This is a genomic window from Cutibacterium porci (assembly GCF_009696315.1).
GTDB lineage: Bacteria > Actinomycetota > Actinomycetes > Propionibacteriales > Propionibacteriaceae > Cutibacterium > Cutibacterium porci.
Window position 1 is genome coordinate 57,806 of the sequence record NZ_VUMG01000001.1, and the last position, 21,550, is coordinate 79,355.

Here is a 21,550-nt window from a genome sequence, read left to right on the forward strand (position 1 = left end):
AGCGCTCAATCGTCTAGCATCATTTGACTGCGGTCGCGCCTGGAGGCTGTGAGCCACAGGAGCCATACACAGTGCTACGAGGCGCTTAGGCCACCCTAAGTCATTAGTAACAGTTTCATCACGTTTTTGCCACAGGGACTCGCGCACACGCCCACTTATCCGACAGAGTTCTCCCCAAAGTGGCATAACTGCATCCGTCGATCCGGTATGTGAACACCGCTTATTCCGTGCCGGATCTTTGGACAATCTGTGTGCTACCTATGCGAGCCCGGGAGGTCCGGCCGCAGTGTCAAGGAAAGACGGTCACAAAGTATGCACGCATTTCGAGGAGGGGGGCTACTCGCAGGAATCGTTGCGCTGGCGCTAACAGCTACCCCAGCCGCGATGGCCGCGCCGAGCCCCACCCCACCGACTCCCTCTCCCACCCCTGTGACACACAAGCAGTCCGCGAAGGTCAAGGTCATGGTGCTTCTGACCGGCCAGCCGTCGGGACGCGGAGCTGAAAAAACTAATCTCGCCGAGCTGAGCCGCACTATTAGTGCTATTCAATCCAAAGTTCCGATCAAGGTCGATCGCCGCTTCGGCATGCTCCTCAAGGGCTTTTCGGCCTGGGTCGAGACTGCCGATATTCCCACACTCCGAGCCCAGCCAGGCGTCGCATCCGTCAAGCCAGTGCGCGCTTATCAGCCAGTTGACGACGACACCAACCTCGCTACCGGAGCCACTGCTGTCGGCAAGACAGGTCTCGACGGGCGCGGCACCGTCGTCTCCATCGTTGATACCGGTATCGACATCAAGCACCAAGACATGCGTCTTGACGCCGACGGCACATCCCACGCCAAGCTCAAGGCCGTTAACGGGTTCACCGACAAGGTGCCCTACGGTTACAACTTCGCTGACCGCAACACCAACGTCAAGGACACCACCGACTCCCAGCACGGCATGCACGTGGCCGGCATTGTGGCGGCCAACGGTGGCCCCACTGCCAACGCGGCAACGAACGGGCGCGTCAACGGCGCGGCTCCCAACGCTCAGCTGCTCGCCATGAAGGTGTTCTCCAACGATCCGGAAAAATCCGCGTCTGCCTACACCGACGACATTGTCGCAGCGATTGAAGAATCAGTGCGTCACGGCGCAGACGTCATCAATATGTCGCTTGGCTCGCCCGACGGCGTCGATTCCTCAGATCAAGGCGAGGCCTTAGCCATCGCCAACGCCCAACATGCCGGAGTTCAAGTCCTTGTCGCCGCCGGCAATGAGGGGGTAGCGACGTCCGTCAACGGTGACGAATACGACACCGTCGAACGCCTCGACAACGGGTCATTGGGTAGCCCGGCTACCGCCCCTGCCGCCTGGTCTGTCGCGTCGATTAATAATTCCCACAAGGTGGTTACCGCCGCCAACGCCAGCTGGGATGGCGGCTCCGCCGTCGTCGGCTACCAGCAGCAAGCTGGCCCGGTCGACCTCAACGTCCATAAGCTGATTGTCGCCGGTACAGGTCAGCCCGACCAGGTTCCCGCCGAGGTGAAGGGCAACTGGGCACTCATTGAGCGCGGCGACATTACCTTCGCCGATAAAGTCAAGAACGCCGCCGCCAAGGGCGCGACGGGCGTCATTATCTTTAATAATGCCAATGGCGGAAACGACATTCCCGGTATGGCAGGCATCGAGGCAGCCACTATCCCCGTCTCTGGCATGGGTCACGACGATGGGCAAAAGCTCGTCGACGTCGCAAAGTCCGGCAAGGACGTGTCGATCCAGCTCACGAAGTCCAACCAGCTCGTCGACAATCCCGACCCGCTACTTGCTTCGAGCTTCACCTCATGGGGGGCTACCCCGGACCTCAATTTCAAGCCAGAGATCGCCGGCATCGGCGGATCAGTGTATTCGACGGTTAACGACAACAAGTACGACGTCAAATCTGGCACCTCCATGGCCACCCCCAATGTCGCCGGGCTCACGTCGCTCATGCTGCAATCCCTGCGGAGCAAGGAGCCCGGATTATCGCCCGTTGACGCCGATACTCGGATTCGCACCGCCTTTTCTAACACTGCCGTCAGACCGACGACCTCCGACGGTGTACCTCAGGCGCCCCGCCAAATTGGAGCTGGGCTGGCTCAAGTCGACCGCGCCGTTGCAACCAAGGTGCTTGCCACGGTGAACGGTAGCCCGAACGCAGCTCTCAAGGAGATCACCTCACCGCGGAAGGTCAACGTCACCCTTACCAACATTGGGGATAAACCACAGACGCTCACGACCGGCCAGACCTGCGTTATCAACGAGAGTCATACGCCGGGGCAGCCGCTGACTGAATGCTCAACCACGGAACATGCGACGACTGCGACGAAGACTGTCACCGTCCCGGCCCACGGCACCGTGAACGTCTCGTGGACTGTGACGCCGAATCCTGGCCAGGCCCACTGGTTGGAGGGCTGGCTCACTTTCTCATCTGCCGATCCATCCCAGCCTGACGTGGCCGTTCCTTACCTGGGATTCGTTGGCGACTGGAACGCTGAAAACATCATCGACACCCCGGTCTACGCCAATACCCCGTCGCTGATGTCACAGGTTTTCGGCAAAGACACACCGCACAAGACCGTGCTTGCCAGCGACATACTCGGGTCGACAACTATTGAGCGTGGTGTCGGCGCGAACTACTTCTCCCCCAACGGAGACGGAGTAGTCGACACCATTTTCGCCCGGACGATGCTGCTGCGCTCGGCCCAAGAACTCAAGTTCTCTGTGGCGGATGCCCACGGCAATACCGTCCGCGAACTCGGATCCGACCGCGATCTGCAGCACATTGTGCTGAACAAGCTCCCCGGAGAATTGCGGAACGCCGCTGACGAAGACATCGATCGCTCCTGGGACGGCACGGTGTGGGACGCCAAGAAGGGCACGTTCGTCACAGCTCCTGAAGGCAACTACACCTTTAAAGTACAGGCTCGGCTATCGCCGAACTTCGGCTGGCAGACCGTCACTATGCCGTTCGTCCTCGATGTGACGGCTCCGAAACTTGCTACTTCGGTGCGCAAGAACACTGACGGCACCGCGTCAGTCATCGTCAAGGCCACCGACTCCGGATCAGGCACCGCCCGTGTTGTGGCTCAGGACGGCTCCGGCGCAACGCTGACGGCCGACACGAAATCAATGCCCGGCGCCACAGTCTTCACGGTGGCCGATCCGACCGCGGCCAAGTACGTTCAGGTGACCGGCGTCGACCGGGCCCTCAACACCACTACGTCCATCGTCCTGCTCGAGGACACGGTTCTCACGACTCCCGATCGGCTCTCCACGGGAGCCGTCGTCAACGCTGAGACACCTGATTCCTCAAGCGTGTCCCAGGTCAAGGCCCAGCCCTTCCTACGCGACGACAAGACGCTGCCGATCCGCGGGGTCGCATCTGCTGATGTGGCGAGAGTCCTCGTCAACGGTGTCGAAGCCGTCATCGACGCCGACCATCACTTCACGGCGATGGTCGGATGGGACGAGGGTCACAATACGTATGAGATCGTCGCTCAGGATGCTGCCGGCAAGGTCCTCGGTCGCTCGACGTCATGGGTTGACGTCGATCTTAAGGGGCCCCAGTTGACCGCTGATGCGGCCCGTAGCTCTGCGAACCTTGCCACTATCGCCAAAGACGGCAGCGTTCAACTATCCGGGACGGTTTCCGATGATCAGGCCAAGGTCGGCGACAATCGACGCCCACTCACCGTGACCATCGGTAAGCAAAAAGTCGACGTCAACCCCGATGGGACCTTCAAAGCCACCGTCAAGCCGTCGACGTCAGCTACCCAAATCGTCGTAACGGCCACCGACGGCGTGAATATCACGACCGTCAGCCTGCCGCTGGACCGTCCGGTCAGTGCAGATAACGCACTGGAAATTACGTTCGACGACCCGGCTATAGCCGATACGTACTCCCCGTTCGGGCAGCCAAACGTCTTTCTAGACGCTAAGAATCCCCATGTCGATGCTGGGTCAAACCCTCGCACCTACACGATTTCGGGCACATTCAACCGTGCCCCGAAGTCCTTCACCATCGAAGGCAAAGAGGTCCAGCTTGACTCCGCATTGCACTTCTCCGTGAAGGTGCCGATCAACCAAGGCTTGACGAGAATCGGCTACACCGTCACTGACACGGGTACGGGGGCGCAGACCCTCGAGAGCGCATGGCGAGTGTTCTATGACAGTAAGATCCCCGGAATCCACCTTGACGAGCCACGTATCGACGAAGACGGTGCGATCTACATCACCAAACCGTCTCAGGACGTGACCTTCGCTGGCCAAGTATGGGACAACGCCTTCGGCTACAACCTGGCTGTTAACGGCAACATCATTACCAACTACACCAACATCTGGGATCCAGGGGCGAACATCAACAAGCGCGGATTCTCCGAGGATGTCAAAGCATCCGACGGCGACCGCATCCTCCTAGGCCTATATGACCTCATGGGCAATGGTCTTGAGCAAGTGATCCCTGTTGTCAGTGACACGAAGGATCCCGAGGTCGAAGTTGCTGGGGTCAAGCCCGGCGAGGTGGTTTCCACACCGACGACCATCACCGTCAAGGCTTCAGACGCTCACTTGAGGAATATGAAGGTGACGCTCGATGGCAAGCAGGTCGCTTTCAAGGCCACCACGGTGGTGCCCGCCAAGGGTGCCGAGGTGAGCCTTGACGGTGAACCGGATGACACCGCCATTACCTCTGGGTCGGCGAGCGCTTCGGCACCACCGTCATCGGCCAGTGCATCCGCCTCACCCAGCGCACTAGCCACCGAATCGGCGACGCGAAGCAATGATGCCGCTACTCAAGCAGAGCAGGCTGCCGCCAAGAAGGTTGCCGCTAAAGCCGCTGCAGCTCAAGCAGCCGTCAACAAGGAGGCCGCCGCTCCCACGCCCACGAAGACCGGTGAGGGTTATACCCAGCTAACGGTCAAGCTGCCGACCACCTCACTAGTGGCAGGACCTCATCAGCTGGCTGTGACGGCCACTGACCGTGCTGAGCGCCGTACCGACGTTGCCGTGCCATTCACGGTAGACGCCGCTCCGCGCATCGAGGGGCCGTCCGCAATCACCGTAAACCCCGACGAGAACGTGCTGGATCAGATCCGCGCCGCCTACAAGGTGGTTGATGACCTCGACGCTCACCTCGTAGTTAACGCCAACCTGACTGGCCTCGTCATGGACAAGGCTGTTCCGGTGGTCCTCACTGCGGTCGACTCCGCCGGACACGTCGTTACCAAGACGGTACAGGTCACCCTGCAACGTCCAGAGAGGACCCTCGCTGGTAAGTGCGGGACGATGAAGGGCCGATTTGCGAAGGGGGACTCGATTTCGATCACCTGCCGCACCGACGACAACGGCGACATCATCGTCACCGTGAAGAACGCCGGACCGACTGTCCTTGGAACACTGGCCCTCAATGTGCCGACCGATCGGAAGATCCTCGTCCTTGAGGACGGCAAGGTCGTCGGGACCGCGAAGGCTCGGGTAGTTAACGGCAAGGTCATGCTTGACGTCCCGTCGAAGATCACCCTCGACTTCACGAATGCCGACTCAACACAGTCCCCAGGCAAGGATCAGCCTGGACGCCACGGCTCTAAGCCGGGCAGCGGACACTCCAACGGATCAAACGGTTCCACGGGTTCGCAAGCCCCGCACCGCCACTATCAGTTGCCTTCTACTGGTGGTGACCCCGCAACCGGCGCGACTGGCCTTGTTGGGCTGGCCGGACTCGCAGCAGTCATCGCCATGGCCGCTACAGTCGTCCGCAAAGCGCGCCGTTGAGGCATAGCCACTGACGCATGACGACATGTCTCCCCTTCACCAGTCGGTGAAGGGGAGACATTGTCTGCTGTGCGCCAAGGTCGCATGGCGGAAGGTCTCTGCGCGGGAAACGTTGTTGCTGTGGGGGCATCCGCCCAAACAGCTAGGCGCGGCGTTAAGGCAAGACTGCGTAGCGGACACCGTCAGCTAGGTTTGCAAGGCGACAACAGAATTCAGCGACCGCGCGGCGGCCCGGGAATGAGGATCTCGCCTCCCGCACGCCACGCACGCAACCCCGATGCGAGAAAGTCACAGTTGTAGCCTTTTCCCCGCACCGGACCTACTAAATGACCCGACCGAAACCCCGTGTCACACACCAGGATGAAGTGGGGATCAGGTTCGGCAAGCGGATCATCGCCGTATACGGCAAAGAAGGGGTCCGCGATCAGCTCTTTAGGATTAACCAGCCGTGCCCCGGGAGCGTGCCCAGCTTCATATTCACGGGATGTCCGAACATCTACGAGTACCCCCCCTTTGGCGAGGGCATTGAGGACGTCCGGAAGATCGAGGCCGCCCTCGGCCATCCCATGATTCATCAGCAGGTCGCGCAGTCCCATGCCTGCACATTGTAGGGAACGCCGTCGATCCGTGATTCCCACCGTGTCCAACTGCTCACCCGACTCATCCGATGGAGAAAAATCCCGAATCGGCACCACCTAGGCAACGGTAATGCCCCGTCCCCAGACCAGCTGACAAAATTGGTCAACCTCGTACTGGGCGCCGCCACGCATCGCCGGATCCTCAAGCGCTGATACCGGCCAAGATCTGGCGAACCTCCTGAGGCGTTGTGGCCGCCATAAGGCGGTTGCGGAAGTCTGCCTTCACCAAGGAACGAGCTAGCGAAGCCAGAATCCGCAAGTGCTCGTTACCAGCGGCAGCTTCGGGAACAGCGATAAGGAAGACGAGGTTAGCCAATGAACCGTCTGGGGCTCCCCAGTTCACACCTTCGTCACTACGAGCGAAAGCCAATGCCGGACGGTCGACGCCGTCACATTTACCATGCGGGATAGCGATGCCGTCGCCAAGCCCGGTGGTCCCCGCATCCTCACGAGCGTGAACAGCCTTGATAAGAACGTCGCGATCAATCAAGGCACCACTGGCATCAATGAGGTCGGCCATTCTTTCAATGGCGTCGTCCTTGTTTCCTGCAACAAGGGAGAGATCAATAGATCCTTCGCTGAGTAGATCTGCGATAGTAGCCATGTCGTAACTCCTTTTCATTCGACTCACGCGGTAACCGCGCGGTCTTTTTTGCGGGCGGAAAGTCTTTTGAGGGCCAGGGACATGAAAGCTGTCACCAAAGCCCCAATGAGTATCGCTGAGAAGAATCCGAGCAGGGGCTTGCACGCCCCAAGCACGCCAACAATCGGGCCACCATGCATGACAACGTCATGGACGCCAAACACACCCGCTAACACAGCTGCGACGGCTCCACCCACCATGTTTGAGGGAATCACACGAACCGGGTCAGCAGCAGCAAAAGGAATGGCACCTTCAGTGATGCCGAACAGCCCCATAAACAGCGCTGCGATACCCGCGTCACGCTCCTGCTTGGAGAATAAGCGGCGGTCGAGAAGGGTGGCAAGGCCCATACCGAGCGGAGCGACCGGGATGGCGGCTGCGGCCAGCCCCATAACCTTGCCCTGGTCAACAGCGATCATGCCTCCGGCGAAGAGGAAAGCAACTTTATTGACAGGGCCTCCCATGTCAAAGCTGATCATGAGGCCGATGATGATGGCAAGGATCGCGATCGAGGACGTCGTCATACTGGCCAAGAAACTGGTCAATCCATTAAAAAGCGCAGCTAGCGGACGGCCAAGTACGTAGACGTACAGCAGTGAGACGATTGCAGTACCGAAAATCGGGACGATAAGGATTGGCACAATCGGTTTCACGTACTCGTGCCACGGGATCTTTCTCATCCATTTGGCGACGTAGCCAGCGATGAAGCCGATGACTATGGCACCAATAAATCCGGTGTTGAGACCCGTTTTTGTGCCGTCCGGGGCCGTCGTCGTCAGATAAGGGAACTGTGCGCCACTATTAGCAATAAACCCTGAAACCATGCCGACGACCAGACCAGGACGGTCGGCAATGGCCTGAGCGATAAATCCCGCTAGTACCGGAATCATGAGGGAGAAAGCCAGGGTGCCAATCTGCAAGATGGTCTGCCAAAAGCTGTTTTCAGGCACGGCGACGCCGCCAGCAGTAGGTTTGCCACCGATGCCTAAAGCCAACGCGATCATGATGCCGCCGCAAACTACGAATGGAATCATGTGAGACACGCCCGCCATAAGGGCCGAATAGAAGGTGTGGCCAACAGACTCCTTGCCATCATTACTGATCGCGGTGACCCCCGCTTCAGCGACAGACTCGCCGGAGGGTCCGCCGCCACGTCTCGGAGCAGCCAAGGCTTGCTCCAGTAACTCGGCTGGCCGTGAGATGCCATCCTGAACACCAGTCACTAAGACTCGTTTGCCGTCAAACCGAGACAGATCGATCTCGGTATCGGCAGCGATGATCACGGCATCAGCCTCGCGAATGTCGTCGGCAGTGAGCTCGTTCTCGACACCAATTGATCCTTGAGTCTCAACTTTGATCTGGGCACCGGCCTCTTTGGCGGTTTCTTCCAGTTTCTCGGCAGCCATATACGTATGGGCAATACCGGTCGGACATGCTGTAATTCCGACGTATTTCTTCATTGTTCTCCTTGATGGGGAGCACTCATCGTGCTGTCACCGGACACAGACGTGACGCACTGGAGCGACCTAAGATTTAGGTCCACTTGGTTGACGTGTTGACCGTGTTGTCTTGTTTCCATTATCCCGCGTATTGCCGTGGGCTGAGGTAGCCCAGGCTCTGAGGGCATAGGCGATAAATTCTGGTCCGTTATCCGGCTCACCCGCAGTCGCCCACCACACTCAAGGCACGTCGGGCATACGCTATGCATGTCAGATGCGGCGCCAACCAGGTACACACGATCTCACTCACCCCGCGCAGCACCACATTGACGAAAACTCCCGCGCTAGAGGCCCATTCAGCACTGACGGGCCGCCACTGCTTCCGAGCTGACAAAAGTACCCACCACTTTCTAGGGCTCGACATCACTCAGGTATCGGAGAGGCCGACTGCTTTAACCCTTGGCGTACGTGAGAGCCGCAATGGCAGCTCCCATCGCCCGACCATCGTCGTCAAGAATCGCCGGAACCACTTCGATATCCCACGGCACCCCTGGTATCAGCTCCGCAGTCAATGCCTCTTGAAGGTCGTCAACGATGCGGGGACATGCGTGGGTCAATTCACCCCCAACAACAATTCGCGAAGGGCTCATAAGAAGCACCGCTGCAGCACTGACACACGCAATTGATTCCGCCGCGCTTCGCAAGGCAGAGCGGGCTTTCGATTCCCCTCGTGCCAGGGCCTCAGCCAAAGCATCGAGGTCGTCCACGTCGGCGGCCCGGCATACGGCCGGTATGGAGGCCACTGTCTCAAGACAGCCCGTCTTTCCGCAGTAACAGCGTCGATCCGAGCCAGGCACCCGAGCGTGACCCAGTTCCCCTGCATACCCCGTCGCCCCGTCACGAACATGATCGGCCACAATGACTGATCCGCCAACTCCCCATCCAAGATGGACGTAGAACTGTTCCGCGGCCCCGCCACCCGCACCGTCTCGCGCCTCCCGGAGGGCTGCCATCCGAATGGTGTTATCGACGATAACTGGCGCGTTCCACCACCGTTTCGTCAGTGAGACGACCTTTGACGCATAGGCATCGCCGCGCCCAACCGGCACCGGCAATCCCACACCAATAGCCGTGACGTAATCGGTCTCGAGCCCACAATGCACCATTTCTGTAGCGAGCGACTCACCCAGACTGGCTAGGTCTTCCTCCCATTGACCTGCTGCATCGCGGTTGCGAGACACCTGAGCGACACAGCAACCCTGATGGTCGAGAGCCACCGCAAGGGCCTGAGAACGCGAGATATCGAGGCCGAGGACAGCTACCACCCCCGGCCTCAAAGCCAATTTCTCAACCGGACGACCACGGCCATGCGGGTGGGGATCAGGCAGGTAATCAACGACCGCCTGGGCCCGCAACGCGTCGAGGGCCCGCCCAAGAACCGGACGGGAAACGTCGAGAACGTCGCACAACTCCGCCCGGGTATATGACCCCGTCGATAGCGCCCCAATGATCCGCTGCTCCAACGACTCGGCCTGAGGGCGAGTGAGGTACTCCATTGCCGCCTCCCTTCCACCGACCTTTCTCACATGCTCTCAGTGTGTCACAAAATGCGCGTTTGCCCGCCTGAGTATTGACTCTCAGGCGGGCAAAAATGTAGTCGCAGCAATCAGTCCGAGATGACCTCGTCGAGGTCAGATCTGGCGGTATTCACTAGCGGCACGTCAAAGTCGACCATCGCTGCCATCCATTTGGCGAAAGAGTGGTCCCCCCTTTCCCGCAACTGGCGGTACAGCTCCTTAGCTAATTCACGCCGAATCTCGTCATAGACCGGAACCGTGTAGACGTTATTCATCTCGGCTGGGTCAACACGTAGATCGTAAAGCTCGTTAACTGACTCGTGGTTCATGACCAGTTTGAACTCGCGGGTGCGCAGCATACGTTGCTGCAGCGGGAAATGGTGGCCGTGGAACTCGCAGACGATATTCTCCCTCCACCCCGGCACCTCGTCGCCGCGCGTGAGATCGACGATGGAGCGGCCGTCAGGTACTAGAGCCGGGTCGAGGCCGGCGATGTCCATGACGGTGGCGGTGAGGTCAATAAGGGACACGAAAGCGTCAGAACGCCCCACTGTTGAGACTCCCGGAATGTGAGCAATGAATGGGACATTGTAAATGTCGTCATACATAGCCGGTCCCTTGTCATTCATCCGGTGTGACCCCGTGAATTCACCGTGATCTGCGGTGAAAAACACTGCGGTGTCGTCGAGCACCCCGAGTTCCCGCGCGGCATCCATGATCCGGCCAATTTCGAAGTCGATCATGGCTACATAACCCCAGTACACCGCTATAAGCTTGCGCCACTGGTCGTTGCTAAAACTCGACGTTGACCAGTAGGTCGCGTAATTTTGCTGAACCGGGGGCTTGCCGATAAGGGAATCGCCAAAGTTCTCTGGGAGAGTGACGTCATCGGGATCAATGAGGTCAAACCACTCGTCAGGCAGGAAGTACGGCAAGTGGGGCCCAAAGAAGTGGACGTCAAGGGAGAACGGTTTGCCACTGTCTTTCCAATCCTTGGCGTAGTGGCGCAGGCGCCCGATAGCCCGATCCGCCAGGAATCGCTCGAAAGTGGCCTCCTCAGGCTGGTCTAGTCGAGCTGCAATGATGTGACCGGGGCGCTTACCGGGCAATTCCCCACGCCACAAGTCATGGGCCTTAACCGGCGGAAGGTTATTCTCCTTGAGCCACGCAACATATTTCTCGTTGCCGACTGGATTCTCAGCACCCCAGTAGGTGTCGTCATCAGCCCCGAACGCTGACGGCAGGTTGGCACCACAGTGATACTTGCCTACGATTCCGACGTTATAGCCGTTGTCGTGGAGTTCCTGAGTGTATGTCCACGCGTCAAGGGGGATATCAGTCTGGTACGCGATATTCCACTCTGGATTCGCCAGTACTTGGTGCTTGATCGGCAGGCGTCCGGTCATGAGGGATGCACGGGCCGGGGTACAGATTGCGGTCGGGGTGAAGCAGTGAGTGAAGGCAAAGCCGTTGTTGCCCATCTCGTCGAGGACAGGCGTGTGGGCATGCGGATTCCCCAAACAACCAATGGTGTCGACGCGATGCTGGTCAGTCATGATGACCAGAACGTTGCGGACGTTATCGGGAATATCGCGCTCACGGGTCTTCCCGGTGACGTTCTCAGTCATGATCCGTTCCTTTCTGTGATGAATGTACGTGCCCTACGCCGCTCAGGCGCCCATTTCTTCGAGCTCTTTACCAGCCGTCTCATGGAGGTAACGGGCAGTAAAGATAACGGCGAGAATGCCGAAGCCGCAGTAGAGCCAGTAGGTGCCGGCGGGAGACCAAGAGACGAGGAACGGGAAGAGCAGGACCACCAGGAAGTTGACGAAGAAGTCAGCACCAGAGGCCATGGACATTGCCGCACCACGGATCTGGTTGGGGAACATCTCGCCCATGACGATCGAGAAGATCGGCCCCCAGGATGAGGTGAATCCGAGTAGGAAGCAGCACAAGGCGGCGACGGCAAGGAATCCCAGGAACGGGTTGGAGGCGACGTCCGGCCCGTTCTCTCCCATAGGCGCAATCGTGAAGACGAGGGCGACGACGCCCAGCGATATGAAGATGAGAGTACCGCCCCAGATGAGCATCCGCTTGCGACCAATGCGATCCACCAGAAGGATTCCGGAAACGACGCCGACAACCTTGAAGCAGGTGATGAGGAGGGTTTGTTGTAGAGCCATGTCCTCAGAGAAACCAACCGCTTCGAATAGCGTGTTGGAGTAGAAAAAGACGCCGTTAGTACCGGTGAGTTGCTGGAATGCTGCGATGGCCATGCCGACGAAAACGAGTCCCTTCCACTGCGAATTCATGACGGCACGCACACCCAAGGTTCGCTCCTCGGCACCCAATGTCTGACGAATCGCCTCGACGCGATCTTGAGCCTCATCGGCGGTGTCGCCGGTGACCTTGGACAGAACCGTGGCGGCCTCGTCACCACGGCCTGCAGCGACGAGCCACCTCGGGGATTCGGGAATCCGGGCCGTCATGATGGCGTAGAAAATCGCAGGAATGAGCAAGCATAGGAACATCCACTGCCACGCTTTGAGGCCGAGGGCGAGAGTCGCCGCAGTGCCGCCGGCGCTACGGGAGACGATGATATTGATTGTGCCGGCAAAGAAGAGGCCCAAGATGATTGCGAGCTGACGGAAAGCGATGAGTCTGCCGCGAATGTCGGCGGGCGCGATCTCGGCGACATAGCCGGGAGCGACTGTGGTGGCCGCGCCGAAGCCGATACCTCCAACAATCCGGCACAGCAAGAGGAAGGCGTATCCACCCAGCCAGGGAGATAAAGCCCCCAGCACAGCCTCGAATAGGAGGAATGGTGCAACCCATAGCAATGTGGTACGCCGCCCGATGCGGTCGGAAACGCGTCCGGCGAAAATAGCGCCGATGAGGCCGCCAATGATACCAGCGGAACCGGCAACACCCTGCGCAAAGGCGCCCAGATGGAACTCGGATCCCACGGCCTTAATTGCGCCGTTGAGGACCATACCTTCAAACCCGTAGAAGAACGGTCCGAGGGTGGCGATGACCGCTAGTGAGGTGGCGTAGCGCCGGGCGGCGGCGCGACGCGGTTCGAGAGGTGCGCCTCTCTTTCCTGTGGCGACGGAATTAGTCGAGGTGGACATCCACTCGCTCCTTTTGGTGCTCGATCTGATCGCAGATCGGGCGACACCGACGTCGCCCGGCGATGCATGGACGATAGGAGCGGGGGATTTTTGACCGCAGCCGCGGGCATCAAGAAGGCGCCATCTGAGAGAAATAACACATATCTAGATGCACCCCGTATCGAAAAACACCGCCACAGCAACGTCACGGGTACTGCAGTGACCGTTCCCAGGCGCAACCGATCTTTTTCGACAGTGGGAACGCAGCGACCCTGCGTAGTTTGCCACCAGCTCCGAGGGCGGGGCCACGCTGAGAGCCGACGTCAGAGATATAAGTAACGCGACCTGTAGTCACAGTACGCACGCGCACACCCGGGGTCCGGGAGCGTAGGCGGGCCTGTTGGTCACAGCGCCCGGCGTCACCGAGCCGAGGGACGCAAGCTGCGTCGCACCTGAGGATCGAGGATCTCCGCCGGTGCTCGGTTCGCGCGCACCAGTCGTGCCATGGCGACCATGTCAGGCCGGATTGACGAGTAGAAGTGGTCATACCCAGGGCACAGATAATTCTGTCCCGCTTCACCATCAACCGAGGTAGTGAAACGGTCCTTAGGGCATCCACCCTGACACATCCTCAAGTGCGGGCAGCGGCGACATTGCTGAGTCAGTTGAAGATTCTTTTTCTTTGAAAACTCACGCATAACATCGGTTGACACCAGCTCTGGGAATGTTTTCTCCCGAATTGATCCGAGACGCCAGTCTGGTTCAACCCAGTGATCACAGGCATAGACATCACCATTGAATTCCATGGCGACGTTATTTCCGCACTGTGGCGCATGAACACACACCGGGTGTATCCCAAACATGGCCGACAGTGCGGCATCAAAATCCTGGACGAACACCGTGCCAACGTCGTGGCGGACCCATTCCTCAAAAATCTCAGCAAGGAATCGCCCGTATGCCATAGGATCGACGCTCCGCGACGTCACGGCAGCACCTTCTTGACGGTAAAGAAGACGCTGGCCTGATGCCGTCCGCCACCCTGCTTCAGCTACCGCAAGGTCCTCGTCGTTAACTCTCTCGACGATGGGGATGAACTGGAGGTAGCGAGCTCCCAAATTGTCACGAAAATGCCGATAGACCTCCACTCCATGATCTTGGTTAGCAGCATTAACAGTGCACAGAATGTTAGTTCGAACCCCTGCTTTTTGAAGAAGATGATACCCGCGAAGAACCATGTCATACGTCCCGCGCCCACCGCGATTTTTTCGGTATGCGTCATGCATATCCCTAGGGCCATCAATGGATACGCCCACCAAAAAGTCGTGCTCTGCCAAGAACGTCGACCAGTCGTCATCGATAAGAGTGGCATTCGTCTGAATTGCGTGAGTAACCTTCTGACGTGGGCGTCGGTATTCTTCAGCGAGCTCAACAACCCGTCGGAAGAATGGCAAACCCCGAAGTGTCGGCTCACCACCTTGCCACAGCATCATGACCTCACCGTCATTGCTGGCAGCTAAGAATTCCGCAATGTAGCGACGCAGGGTGTCATCATCCATCCGCTGACGTGGTGCGTCATAGAGCAACTCCTTAGACAGAAAGAAGCAGTACTCGCAGTCCAGGTTGCACGCCGCACCAGTCGGCTTTGCCACTACTGACAGTGGTAAACGCTTACGCATAAGCGGCCCAGAACTCATGTCCGTCGGGGAAGCCATAATCCCTTCCGCCACCTTATTACTCGTGATAATTCTTCAGAAGAAACCTGTACCGATGCTCACGCCAATGTAACAAGCATCATCAACTGAGTTCAGCTCTTTGAGCTCCCCCTACTAGATTTCCGACGCATCGCAATCCGTGTGTACATGTCTTCCACGATTTCGGTGAATCTCTTTTCCACCTCGCGTCGGCGCACTTTGAGAGTCGGCGTGAGCAGACCATTGTCTGTGGTGAACTCGTCCCACAACACTCGCAAGTCACGAATTTGCTCCTGATGAGGCAGTTTTTCAGTGATCTCAGCGACCCGACGACGAATTTCCTCCGCCAGCTCCTCAGAACGCAGCATCTCAGAAGCCGTCATCGAGGTGATATGTAATCTCTCAGCCAACTCCTCCACCTGCGGCAATGACGGTTTGACGAGCAGAGTCAGACACGGACGATTATCACCCAGCAGCACCGCGTGTTCAAAGAGCGGATCCTTCATCAGTGAATTCTCAATCGGTTGAGGAGAGATGTTCTTGCCATTGAGGGTGACAATAATATCCTTCAGACGATCAGTGATGACAAGGAAACCATCGTCGTCTATATGACCAATGTCGCCAGTGTGCAACCAACCATCTTCAATCGCCGCTGCAGTCGCCTCAGGAGCTTTCCAATATCCCTTCATCACGTTAGGGCCGCGATAGAGAATTTCCCCTTCTTCGGTCGTAGCCATCTGACTACCGACCAACGGCTTTCCGGCCGTGCCGAATTTACACCCGCCCGGAGAGTTGAAACTTACAAGCGGCGAGGCCTCCGTCAACCCATACCCTTGGCATACCAGCAGCCCACATGCAGCGAAGAACTCCTCGACCTCCTTGCGCAGCGGCGCGCCACCAGCCGCCAACACTGTCTTCGGTCCACCGAGGGCGTCGCGAATCGCTTTGAGGACGAGCCGATCGGCGACCTCGTGACGCGCCTGCAGGGATACGCTGGGGCGCCGTCCCTCCTTGTGGGTTTGCCACCATTCACGGCCAACGTCGAGCGACCATTCAAAAATCTTGAGCTTGACCGGAGAATCGGAAACCTTCTCACGGGCCACATTCATGACCTGCTCATACAGCTTCGGCACACAGACGAAAAGGGTCGGACGAACGTCAGCCAGCATCGTCGAGATTGTCTTGGGGTTAGGCACAAAGGTATTGAGGCAGCCGTGCCGGATCACCACCATCGACCATCCCCACTCCAAGGCATGCGACAGCGGAAGGAAACTCAAGGAATGATCAGCCGGGCTGAAATCGAAGAAAGCGTCGAGGGCCTGGAGCTCGGCCAACGCGCCCCGATGGCTAATCATGACCCCCTTGGGTTCACCCGTCGTTCCTGAGGTGTAGATCAAAGCGGCGACATCGTCAGCACTTGACTGTCCCATGCGCTCGTCAACGACTGCCTGCATCTTGTCAGAAACCCCGGCCTGGCGCACCTGTTCCAGCGAGAGCACCGTCAAACCGTCATGCTCACCAACCCCATCAGCCGGGTCTATGAGAATCACCGTCTCCAAACTGGGCATTTTGTCGCGAGCCTCAAGGATACGGTTAAGCTCCTTGCGGCCAGCCGTCACGATGACGCGAACCCCAGCGTCAGTGACGATGTGAACAATCTGATCAGGAGTCGACGTCGGATAAATCGGCACCGGGACAACGCCTATCGTCATGCCCGCAAGGTCAGCCTCGATCCACTCCGGACAATTACCGGCAAACAGCGACATACGGTCCCCGCGCTGCAGACCGTCTTCGGTAAGCAACCCAGGAGTAACAAACGCCCGGGCGAGCCCGGCAACGCGGCGCCCAGTCTCGGCATACGTACGGATAATCCACTGATCGCCCTGACGGACTCGAGTCGCGGGCCTAAAACCATGCGTGGCAACCGTGGCACGGAACATGTGGGCGAGGTGACTCTCAGCGAGGTCCTCCCCAGGGACAGGTTGGCCGAGAAGCTCCCCGGCCGGGTCAAGTTCAGCCCTGCGGGACTGACGTGGGCTCATTGTCATGACCGTTCTCCCTTGCCGGTGTGGACTCGATCCCCATCGTAGTGTCCCGCGATCACCCCGTGCAGGCGCCGATCACAACCGCTCACGCAACCAGGCAATATCGCGAGCCTGACCTTCAGCGCCTCCTGGAGTCTCCACGACCACGGGTGCCTGCGCAGCACGGATGACGTCGATGAGACCGTGGCACTGCCCTTCACCGAGATTGGCGTGACGGTCCCGCCCCGATCCGGCGCCACCCTGTGAATCATTAGCATGGACAAGGTCGATCCGGCCGGTGATGGCACGGACATCGTCGACCACGCTGGTCATGTCCAAACCAGCAGCGTATGCATGGCACGTATCCAGGCAGAACCCCACGTTTTCATGACCCGACGCGGCACCAATGGCCTGCCACGTGCCCGACAACCGATCGAGGAACCGCGCCATCGCATTGTTGCCACCGGCGGTGTTTTCTACCAGCAGCGGCACCGGCATTTCGAGCCCGTCAACAGCTTTGCGCCAGTTGTCCTGTCCCTTCTCAATCGACTCTCCGTCACGCACATGGCCACCGTGGACGACAACCCCCATCGCACCGACGTCGGCAGCAGCGTCAAGGGTTTGCTGCAACAATTTGCGGCTGGGAATACGAATACGGTTATTGAGGGAAGCGACGTTAATAACGAACGCGGCATGCACGACTAACGTCAATCCAGCCTCCCCTGCCGCCTCCCGCAATGCCTGCGAGCCGCCTGGGTAGTCGCAGACCGGCTTCTTCCACGACTTTGGGTCTCCCAAACTAATCTGAGCGACGTTGGCCTGACGTGCCGCCGCCTGTGCCACGGCGTCGGCGGCGTCGACATGACCGCCAATAGTCCACTTGGTCATGCCCACACTGTGCCATCAAACGATGCACGCTCAAAGCTCCGGCGGTGGTTGCTGACTGGTCGCGCGTTATCGCGGAACGCTGACGAAAGTCGCTCCGATGATGGTGACTATCCTCGCAGTGCCGTAGATTGGGCAGTATGGCAACGAGCATGGTCACGGGCGGAACATCAGGTATTGGCCGCGAATTCGTCACCCAACTGGCTGCCCGCGGCGACGACATCGTCATCGTCGCCCGCGATTCCGAGCGGATGGCCGCGATTAAGGCCGACATTGAAGCCCGTTACGGCGTTTCCGTCGAGACCATTGCGGCAGACCTGTCACGTCGCGAGGACGTCGACCGGATCGCCGCCCGAGTGGAAGATCCCAACCACCCCATTGACCTGCTGGTCAACAACGCCGGGTTCGCGGTGCATGCGAAGATTCTTGACCCTGACGCCCTCGAATTGCAGGACCGTGCCTTCGAGGTCATGATGCGGGCAGTTTTGGTGCTCTCGGCAGCCGCCGGACGCGCGATGAAGGCCCGCGGTCATGGGGGCATTCTCAACCTGTCGTCGTCAAGCGCGTGGATCAACACCGGCAACTACTCGGCCGTGAAAGCGTGGGTACTTACCTTTACCGAAGGGCTGTCTAACGAACTAGCCGGCACCGGCGTCACGGCGATGGCGCTGTGTCCCGGATGGGTCCACACCGAATTCCATTCCCGCGCCAACGTCACAGCCAACCATCTGCCGGACTTCTTCTGGATCGACGTCAAGCTCCTCGTCCGAGAGGCCCTCAATGACCTTGATCATGGCAAAGTAGTGTCCATTCCCACTCCGCTCTGGAAGTTCTTCATCGCAGTAGCCACGCACACCCCACGTTCCGCTATGAGATTCTTGTCGCGAACCCTGTCCTCGTCACGAGACAAAGACGATCATCCTCGACACACTCCGGGAGGCGAGGCCTGAGATGGCCAGCGTCAAACCCAATAAGGACCGAGGCCGGTACACCAATGACCTGTCCGCCGTGACACGGCAAGCGGCGAATATGCTGCTGCTACGCCCTTTGGTGTGGAGGGTCGTCAAAGTTAGCGTCCACGGTGTCGACAACCTCGACGGGCTCGACGGCGCATACGTCGCCGTCGCCAACCATTCCTCTCACCTCGACGCCCCGCTCGTTTTCGGGGCACTGCCCAAGCGGCTGTCCAAGTACCTAGCCACAGGCGCCGCCGCAGACTATTTCTTCACCACATGGTGGAAAGCCATAACTCCGGTTCTCTTCTTCAACGCTTTCCCGGTTGATCGGGGGAAAGGTAAAAGTAAACAGGGCGCGCGTAGTCCCCGTTCTCACCGCGGCATGGCTGGGTCCCTATTGACAGACGGCGTCCCCCTACTCATCTTCCCAGAAGGCACCCGGTCCCGCACCGGTGCCATGGGAACCTTCAAGCCGGGCGCTGCCGCGCTAGCTATCTCGCGCGGTGTTCCGGTTATTCCCATTGCGTTGGTTGGGGCATGGGCGGCCATGCCGTCGGAGCAAGCCGGATTGCCAAAGGGACGGCCACCAGTCCACGTAGCTATTGGGCATCCTATGGACCCCGTTCCCGGTGAGATCGCCCACGAGTTTTCCGAACGGATTCGTCGCCAAGTCATCGAGCTGCACGACCAAACCGCCCGCGCCTACGGTATGCCAACCCTTGACGAGTACGGACGCCACCGCGCATTGAGCCAGTCCTCTGAAACCAGCCGCACAGCGTCTACCGGCAAAAAATCGACGCCCACCAACCCTCATAGGCCGAGCGGAGGCTCATGATGGATCGCCCGGTCAACATCAGGCAGGTCGAAGCCTGCCCCGTCGTCTCGATGACTCGGGTGGTGTCCATCGACGTCCTCGCCTCCTTTGTAGAAGAGGCCTTCGAGACCCTAGAACGCCTTGCATCCGGCAACCTCGGCAGCGCTCACCCGTTCGTCATTTATCACAATGGTCTCACCGCCGATCACGACGGCACCGTCGAAGTATGCCAACCCATCGAGGGCACTCTCGATGACGTGCCCCACGACGTCGCTATCCGCACCGTTGAGGCCCACCGAGAAGCTTGGATCACGGTGACCAAGGCCGAACTGGAGTACCCCGACATCGACGATCTCTACGACGATTTTGACGCCTGGCTTGAAGACGCCGGCCTCATGCGCAATGGCGCACCACGTGAGGTTTACTGGGCCGACTGGGACACCACCGGCATGGAGGAACCGGTCTGCGACGTGTGCTTCCCCATCGCATGAGCCGTCGACGCTACCGCCTCAAGATCCAAGCATAGCGGCCCGGGCATAGCCAGACGCCGGCACGACCGGCACCCACTCGGGCTGAATCAGCTGTAGCGGACGGTCACTAGACCCTCTCCGGGAGCGATGGCATTCATCGCAGCCGTCGACAGGTCAAGGCACCGACCCCCGACGTAGGGGCCGCGATCGTTAATCCGCACGGTCACCGTCCGGCCATTGTTGACGTTCGTGACGCGGATGGTCGATCCGAGCGGAAGAGTCCTCGACGCAGCGGTAAACGCCGATGGGTTGAAGGTCTCACCGGAGGCAGTGGGGCCACCCGCAGTACCGTCACCCTCGCCATAAGTCGACGCTACACAGGTGGTGCCACTGGTCACCGGATTCGAGGAGGAAGCCTGAGAGGCTGATGATCCCGAACTCGATCGCCTCGAGGAGGATGACGTCGAACTCGATGGATCAGACGTCCTCGTACCAACTTTGACGACCTGGGCCACAGGGGCCTTAACGACCTTGCTCGAGACTTTCTTCTCGGACACCTTCTTGCCGTCTTTGAAGACGGCAGTCCACGTCTCCTCGTTAATGCCGTTGACACCCTTAACGGTGATCTCGGTCTCGCCCTTAGCCAGGGCGGAATCCTTGACCTTCTTCGTTGCGAACGGCACAGAGACGCGACGCTTCTGCGTCTTCTGGTCGACCATCGTCAGGCTGATTTTCATGCCGTCGGCAAGTGGGGTACCAAAACCGGGGTTGACGATATCGTTGGAGTCAACATCAACCTTGGCTGCCTTGAAGGCATCGGCAACAGTTCCGACCGCGGTCACCGTCTGAGTCTTGCCAGCGACGGTGACCGTAACATGCTTGGCCGTCTGCATGGAGAACGACAGCCCGGCCCGCGAGATATCTAGCGAGCGCGACACCGATACAAGGTTGTCAGGATCCGACTGGTTTAGCTGCTCCAAGACTTCGGACACGTTTTTGGCTGTCGTCCAACGGACAACCTTTTTGCCATCGATAGTGACCACGACGCGGCGGCCGTAGTTGACGGTGATGACCTGCCCATCGTGAATCTCAGAGTCCAGCGAGGGCTGCACGTCGTCGTGAGGGCCAACTGTAATCCCCTGCTGAGCGAGGGCCTGCTTAACCGTGCCCGGCTTGACCTTTGCCTGCTGGGAGACCCCATCCACAGAGAAGGTCACGGTGTCCCGATCAAGCGCCTGAACCATCGTCAGACCGCCAGCCGAGGTGAGGCTGAGGGCCCCAGCAATCGCGGAAGCTACAACTTTCGACATTCGACCACTTCAGTATCGGGGGCTCGGAGCCCGGACGGGGATCGGCGTCAGCCACGCTGGCACGCGCCAATGCGCCTCCGGTGGGAAGCACGGCCAATACCATAGAACAGATCATCCAGAGAATCCAAAGATTTGCTGAGAAACTTAAGATTCGCTCGTCTCTGACGTATGGATAGCGGAGGCCACACCGACGCTAACGAAGC

At 59.1% G+C, this 21,550-nt stretch carries 14 protein-coding genes; 4 read left to right on the forward strand and 10 right to left on the reverse strand.

Going from position 1 to position 21,550, the window contains the following annotated elements; all coding sequences use genetic code 11:
* Positions 1-312: 312 nt before the first annotated feature.
* Positions 313-5,790, forward strand: coding sequence for a S8 family serine peptidase (locus FYJ43_RS12510; RefSeq protein ID WP_407643711.1), 5,478 nt, complete (start codon positions 313-315; stop codon positions 5,788-5,790).
* 212 nt (positions 5,791-6,002) lie between these two features.
* Here the strand turns inward: FYJ43_RS12510 and FYJ43_RS00290 are convergent, their stop codons facing one another.
* The 9 genes from FYJ43_RS00290 to FYJ43_RS00330 form a co-directional block, all read right to left on the reverse strand.
* Positions 6,003-6,386, reverse strand: a complete 384-nt coding sequence (locus FYJ43_RS00290; RefSeq protein ID WP_154560969.1) for a rhodanese-like domain-containing protein — start codon at positions 6,384-6,386, stop codon at positions 6,003-6,005.
* 184 nt (positions 6,387-6,570) lie between these two features.
* On the reverse strand, positions 6,571-7,032 hold the full coding sequence (locus tag FYJ43_RS00295; RefSeq protein ID WP_154560971.1) for a PTS sugar transporter subunit IIA: 462 nt from the start codon (positions 7,030-7,032) through the stop codon (positions 6,571-6,573).
* Positions 7,033-7,055: 23 nt separating this feature from the next.
* Positions 7,056-8,531 carry a PTS fructose transporter subunit IIC gene (locus FYJ43_RS00300; RefSeq protein WP_154560973.1) on the reverse strand — a complete coding sequence of 492 codons (1,476 nt, stop codon included), beginning with the start codon at positions 8,529-8,531 and terminating at the stop codon, positions 7,056-7,058.
* A gap of 431 nt (positions 8,532-8,962) precedes the next feature.
* A complete protein-coding gene (locus tag FYJ43_RS00305) occupies positions 8,963-10,066 on the reverse strand; it encodes an ROK family protein (protein WP_154560975.1) in 1,104 nt (367 codons plus the stop codon).
* Positions 10,067-10,176: 110 nt separating this feature from the next.
* A complete protein-coding gene (locus FYJ43_RS00310) occupies positions 10,177-11,715 on the reverse strand; it encodes a sulfatase-like hydrolase/transferase (protein WP_154560977.1) in 1,539 nt (512 codons plus the stop codon).
* Positions 11,716-11,757: 42 nt separating this feature from the next.
* A complete protein-coding gene (locus tag FYJ43_RS00315) occupies positions 11,758-13,218 on the reverse strand; it encodes a sugar porter family MFS transporter (protein WP_154560979.1) in 1,461 nt (486 codons plus the stop codon).
* Positions 13,219-13,616: 398 nt separating this feature from the next.
* Positions 13,617-14,909, reverse strand: a complete 1,293-nt coding sequence (locus FYJ43_RS00320) for an anaerobic sulfatase maturase (protein WP_229771540.1) — start codon at positions 14,907-14,909, stop codon at positions 13,617-13,619.
* 92 nt (positions 14,910-15,001) lie between these two features.
* The gene (locus FYJ43_RS00325) at positions 15,002-16,936 is read right to left on the reverse strand and encodes an AMP-dependent synthetase/ligase (RefSeq protein ID WP_154560981.1); all 1,935 of its coding nucleotides are present in this window, start codon (positions 16,934-16,936) and stop codon (positions 15,002-15,004) included.
* Positions 16,937-17,008: 72 nt separating this feature from the next.
* A complete protein-coding gene (locus FYJ43_RS00330; RefSeq protein WP_154560983.1) occupies positions 17,009-17,800 on the reverse strand; it encodes a deoxyribonuclease IV in 792 nt (263 codons plus the stop codon).
* A 137-nt stretch (positions 17,801-17,937) separates the two neighbouring features.
* Between FYJ43_RS00330 and FYJ43_RS00335 the strand changes: the two genes are divergently transcribed.
* Genes FYJ43_RS00335 through FYJ43_RS00345 form a run of 3 tightly spaced genes read left to right on the forward strand, consistent with a single transcriptional unit; the run spans position 17,938 to position 20,058 of the window.
* Positions 17,938-18,747 carry an SDR family NAD(P)-dependent oxidoreductase gene (locus FYJ43_RS00335; protein WP_154560985.1) on the forward strand — a complete coding sequence of 270 codons (810 nt, stop codon included), beginning with the start codon at positions 17,938-17,940 and terminating at the stop codon, positions 18,745-18,747.
* Position 18,748: 1 nt separating this feature from the next.
* Positions 18,749-19,588: a lysophospholipid acyltransferase family protein gene (locus tag FYJ43_RS00340; RefSeq protein ID WP_154560987.1), complete on the forward strand. Its 840-nt coding sequence runs from the start codon at positions 18,749-18,751 to the stop codon at positions 19,586-19,588.
* Entirely contained in the window at positions 19,588-20,058 is a 471-nt protein-coding gene (locus FYJ43_RS00345) for a GyrI-like domain-containing protein (RefSeq protein WP_154562011.1), read from the forward strand. The genes FYJ43_RS00340 and FYJ43_RS00345 overlap by 1 nt, the downstream gene beginning before the upstream one ends.
* An 86-nt stretch (positions 20,059-20,144) precedes the next feature.
* On the opposite strand, the gene FYJ43_RS00350 is transcribed toward FYJ43_RS00345, so the two are convergent.
* A complete protein-coding gene (locus tag FYJ43_RS00350; RefSeq protein ID WP_154560989.1) occupies positions 20,145-21,347 on the reverse strand; it encodes a septal ring lytic transglycosylase RlpA family protein in 1,203 nt (400 codons plus the stop codon).
* Positions 21,348-21,550: the final 203 nt, after the last annotated feature.

Excerpts from the sequence above, each read along its gene's own strand:
- FYJ43_RS00350 (WP_154560989.1), bottom strand. The coding sequence starts at position 21,347 with ATGTCGAAAGTTGTAGCTTCCGCGATTGCTGGGGCCCTCAGCCTCACC.
- FYJ43_RS00335 (WP_154560985.1), top strand. The coding sequence starts at position 17,938 with ATGGCAACGAGCATGGTCACGGGCGGAACATCAGGTATTGGCCGCGAA.
- FYJ43_RS00290 (WP_154560969.1), bottom strand. The coding sequence starts at position 6,386 with ATGGGACTGCGCGACCTGCTGATGAATCATGGGATGGCCGAGGGCGGC.
- FYJ43_RS00340 (WP_154560987.1), top strand. The coding sequence starts at position 18,749 with ATGGCCAGCGTCAAACCCAATAAGGACCGAGGCCGGTACACCAATGAC.
- FYJ43_RS00310 (WP_154560977.1), bottom strand. The coding sequence starts at position 11,715 with ATGACTGAGAACGTCACCGGGAAGACCCGTGAGCGCGATATTCCCGAT.
- FYJ43_RS00345 (WP_154562011.1), top strand. The coding sequence starts at position 19,588 with ATGGATCGCCCGGTCAACATCAGGCAGGTCGAAGCCTGCCCCGTCGTC.
- FYJ43_RS00330 (WP_154560983.1), bottom strand. The coding sequence starts at position 17,800 with ATGACCAAGTGGACTATTGGCGGTCATGTCGACGCCGCCGACGCCGTG.
- FYJ43_RS00295 (WP_154560971.1), bottom strand. The coding sequence starts at position 7,032 with ATGGCTACTATCGCAGATCTACTCAGCGAAGGATCTATTGATCTCTCC.
- FYJ43_RS00325 (WP_154560981.1), bottom strand. The coding sequence starts at position 16,936 with ATGACAATGAGCCCACGTCAGTCCCGCAGGGCTGAACTTGACCCGGCC.
- FYJ43_RS00305 (WP_154560975.1), bottom strand. The coding sequence starts at position 10,066 with ATGGAGTACCTCACTCGCCCTCAGGCCGAGTCGTTGGAGCAGCGGATC.
- FYJ43_RS00315 (WP_154560979.1), bottom strand. The coding sequence starts at position 13,218 with ATGTCCACCTCGACTAATTCCGTCGCCACAGGAAAGAGAGGCGCACCT.
- FYJ43_RS00320 (WP_229771540.1), bottom strand. The coding sequence starts at position 14,909 with ATGGCTTCCCCGACGGACATGAGTTCTGGGCCGCTTATGCGTAAGCGT.
- FYJ43_RS00300 (WP_154560973.1), bottom strand. The coding sequence starts at position 8,531 with ATGAAGAAATACGTCGGAATTACAGCATGTCCGACCGGTATTGCCCAT.
- FYJ43_RS12510 (WP_407643711.1), top strand. The coding sequence starts at position 313 with ATGCACGCATTTCGAGGAGGGGGGCTACTCGCAGGAATCGTTGCGCTG.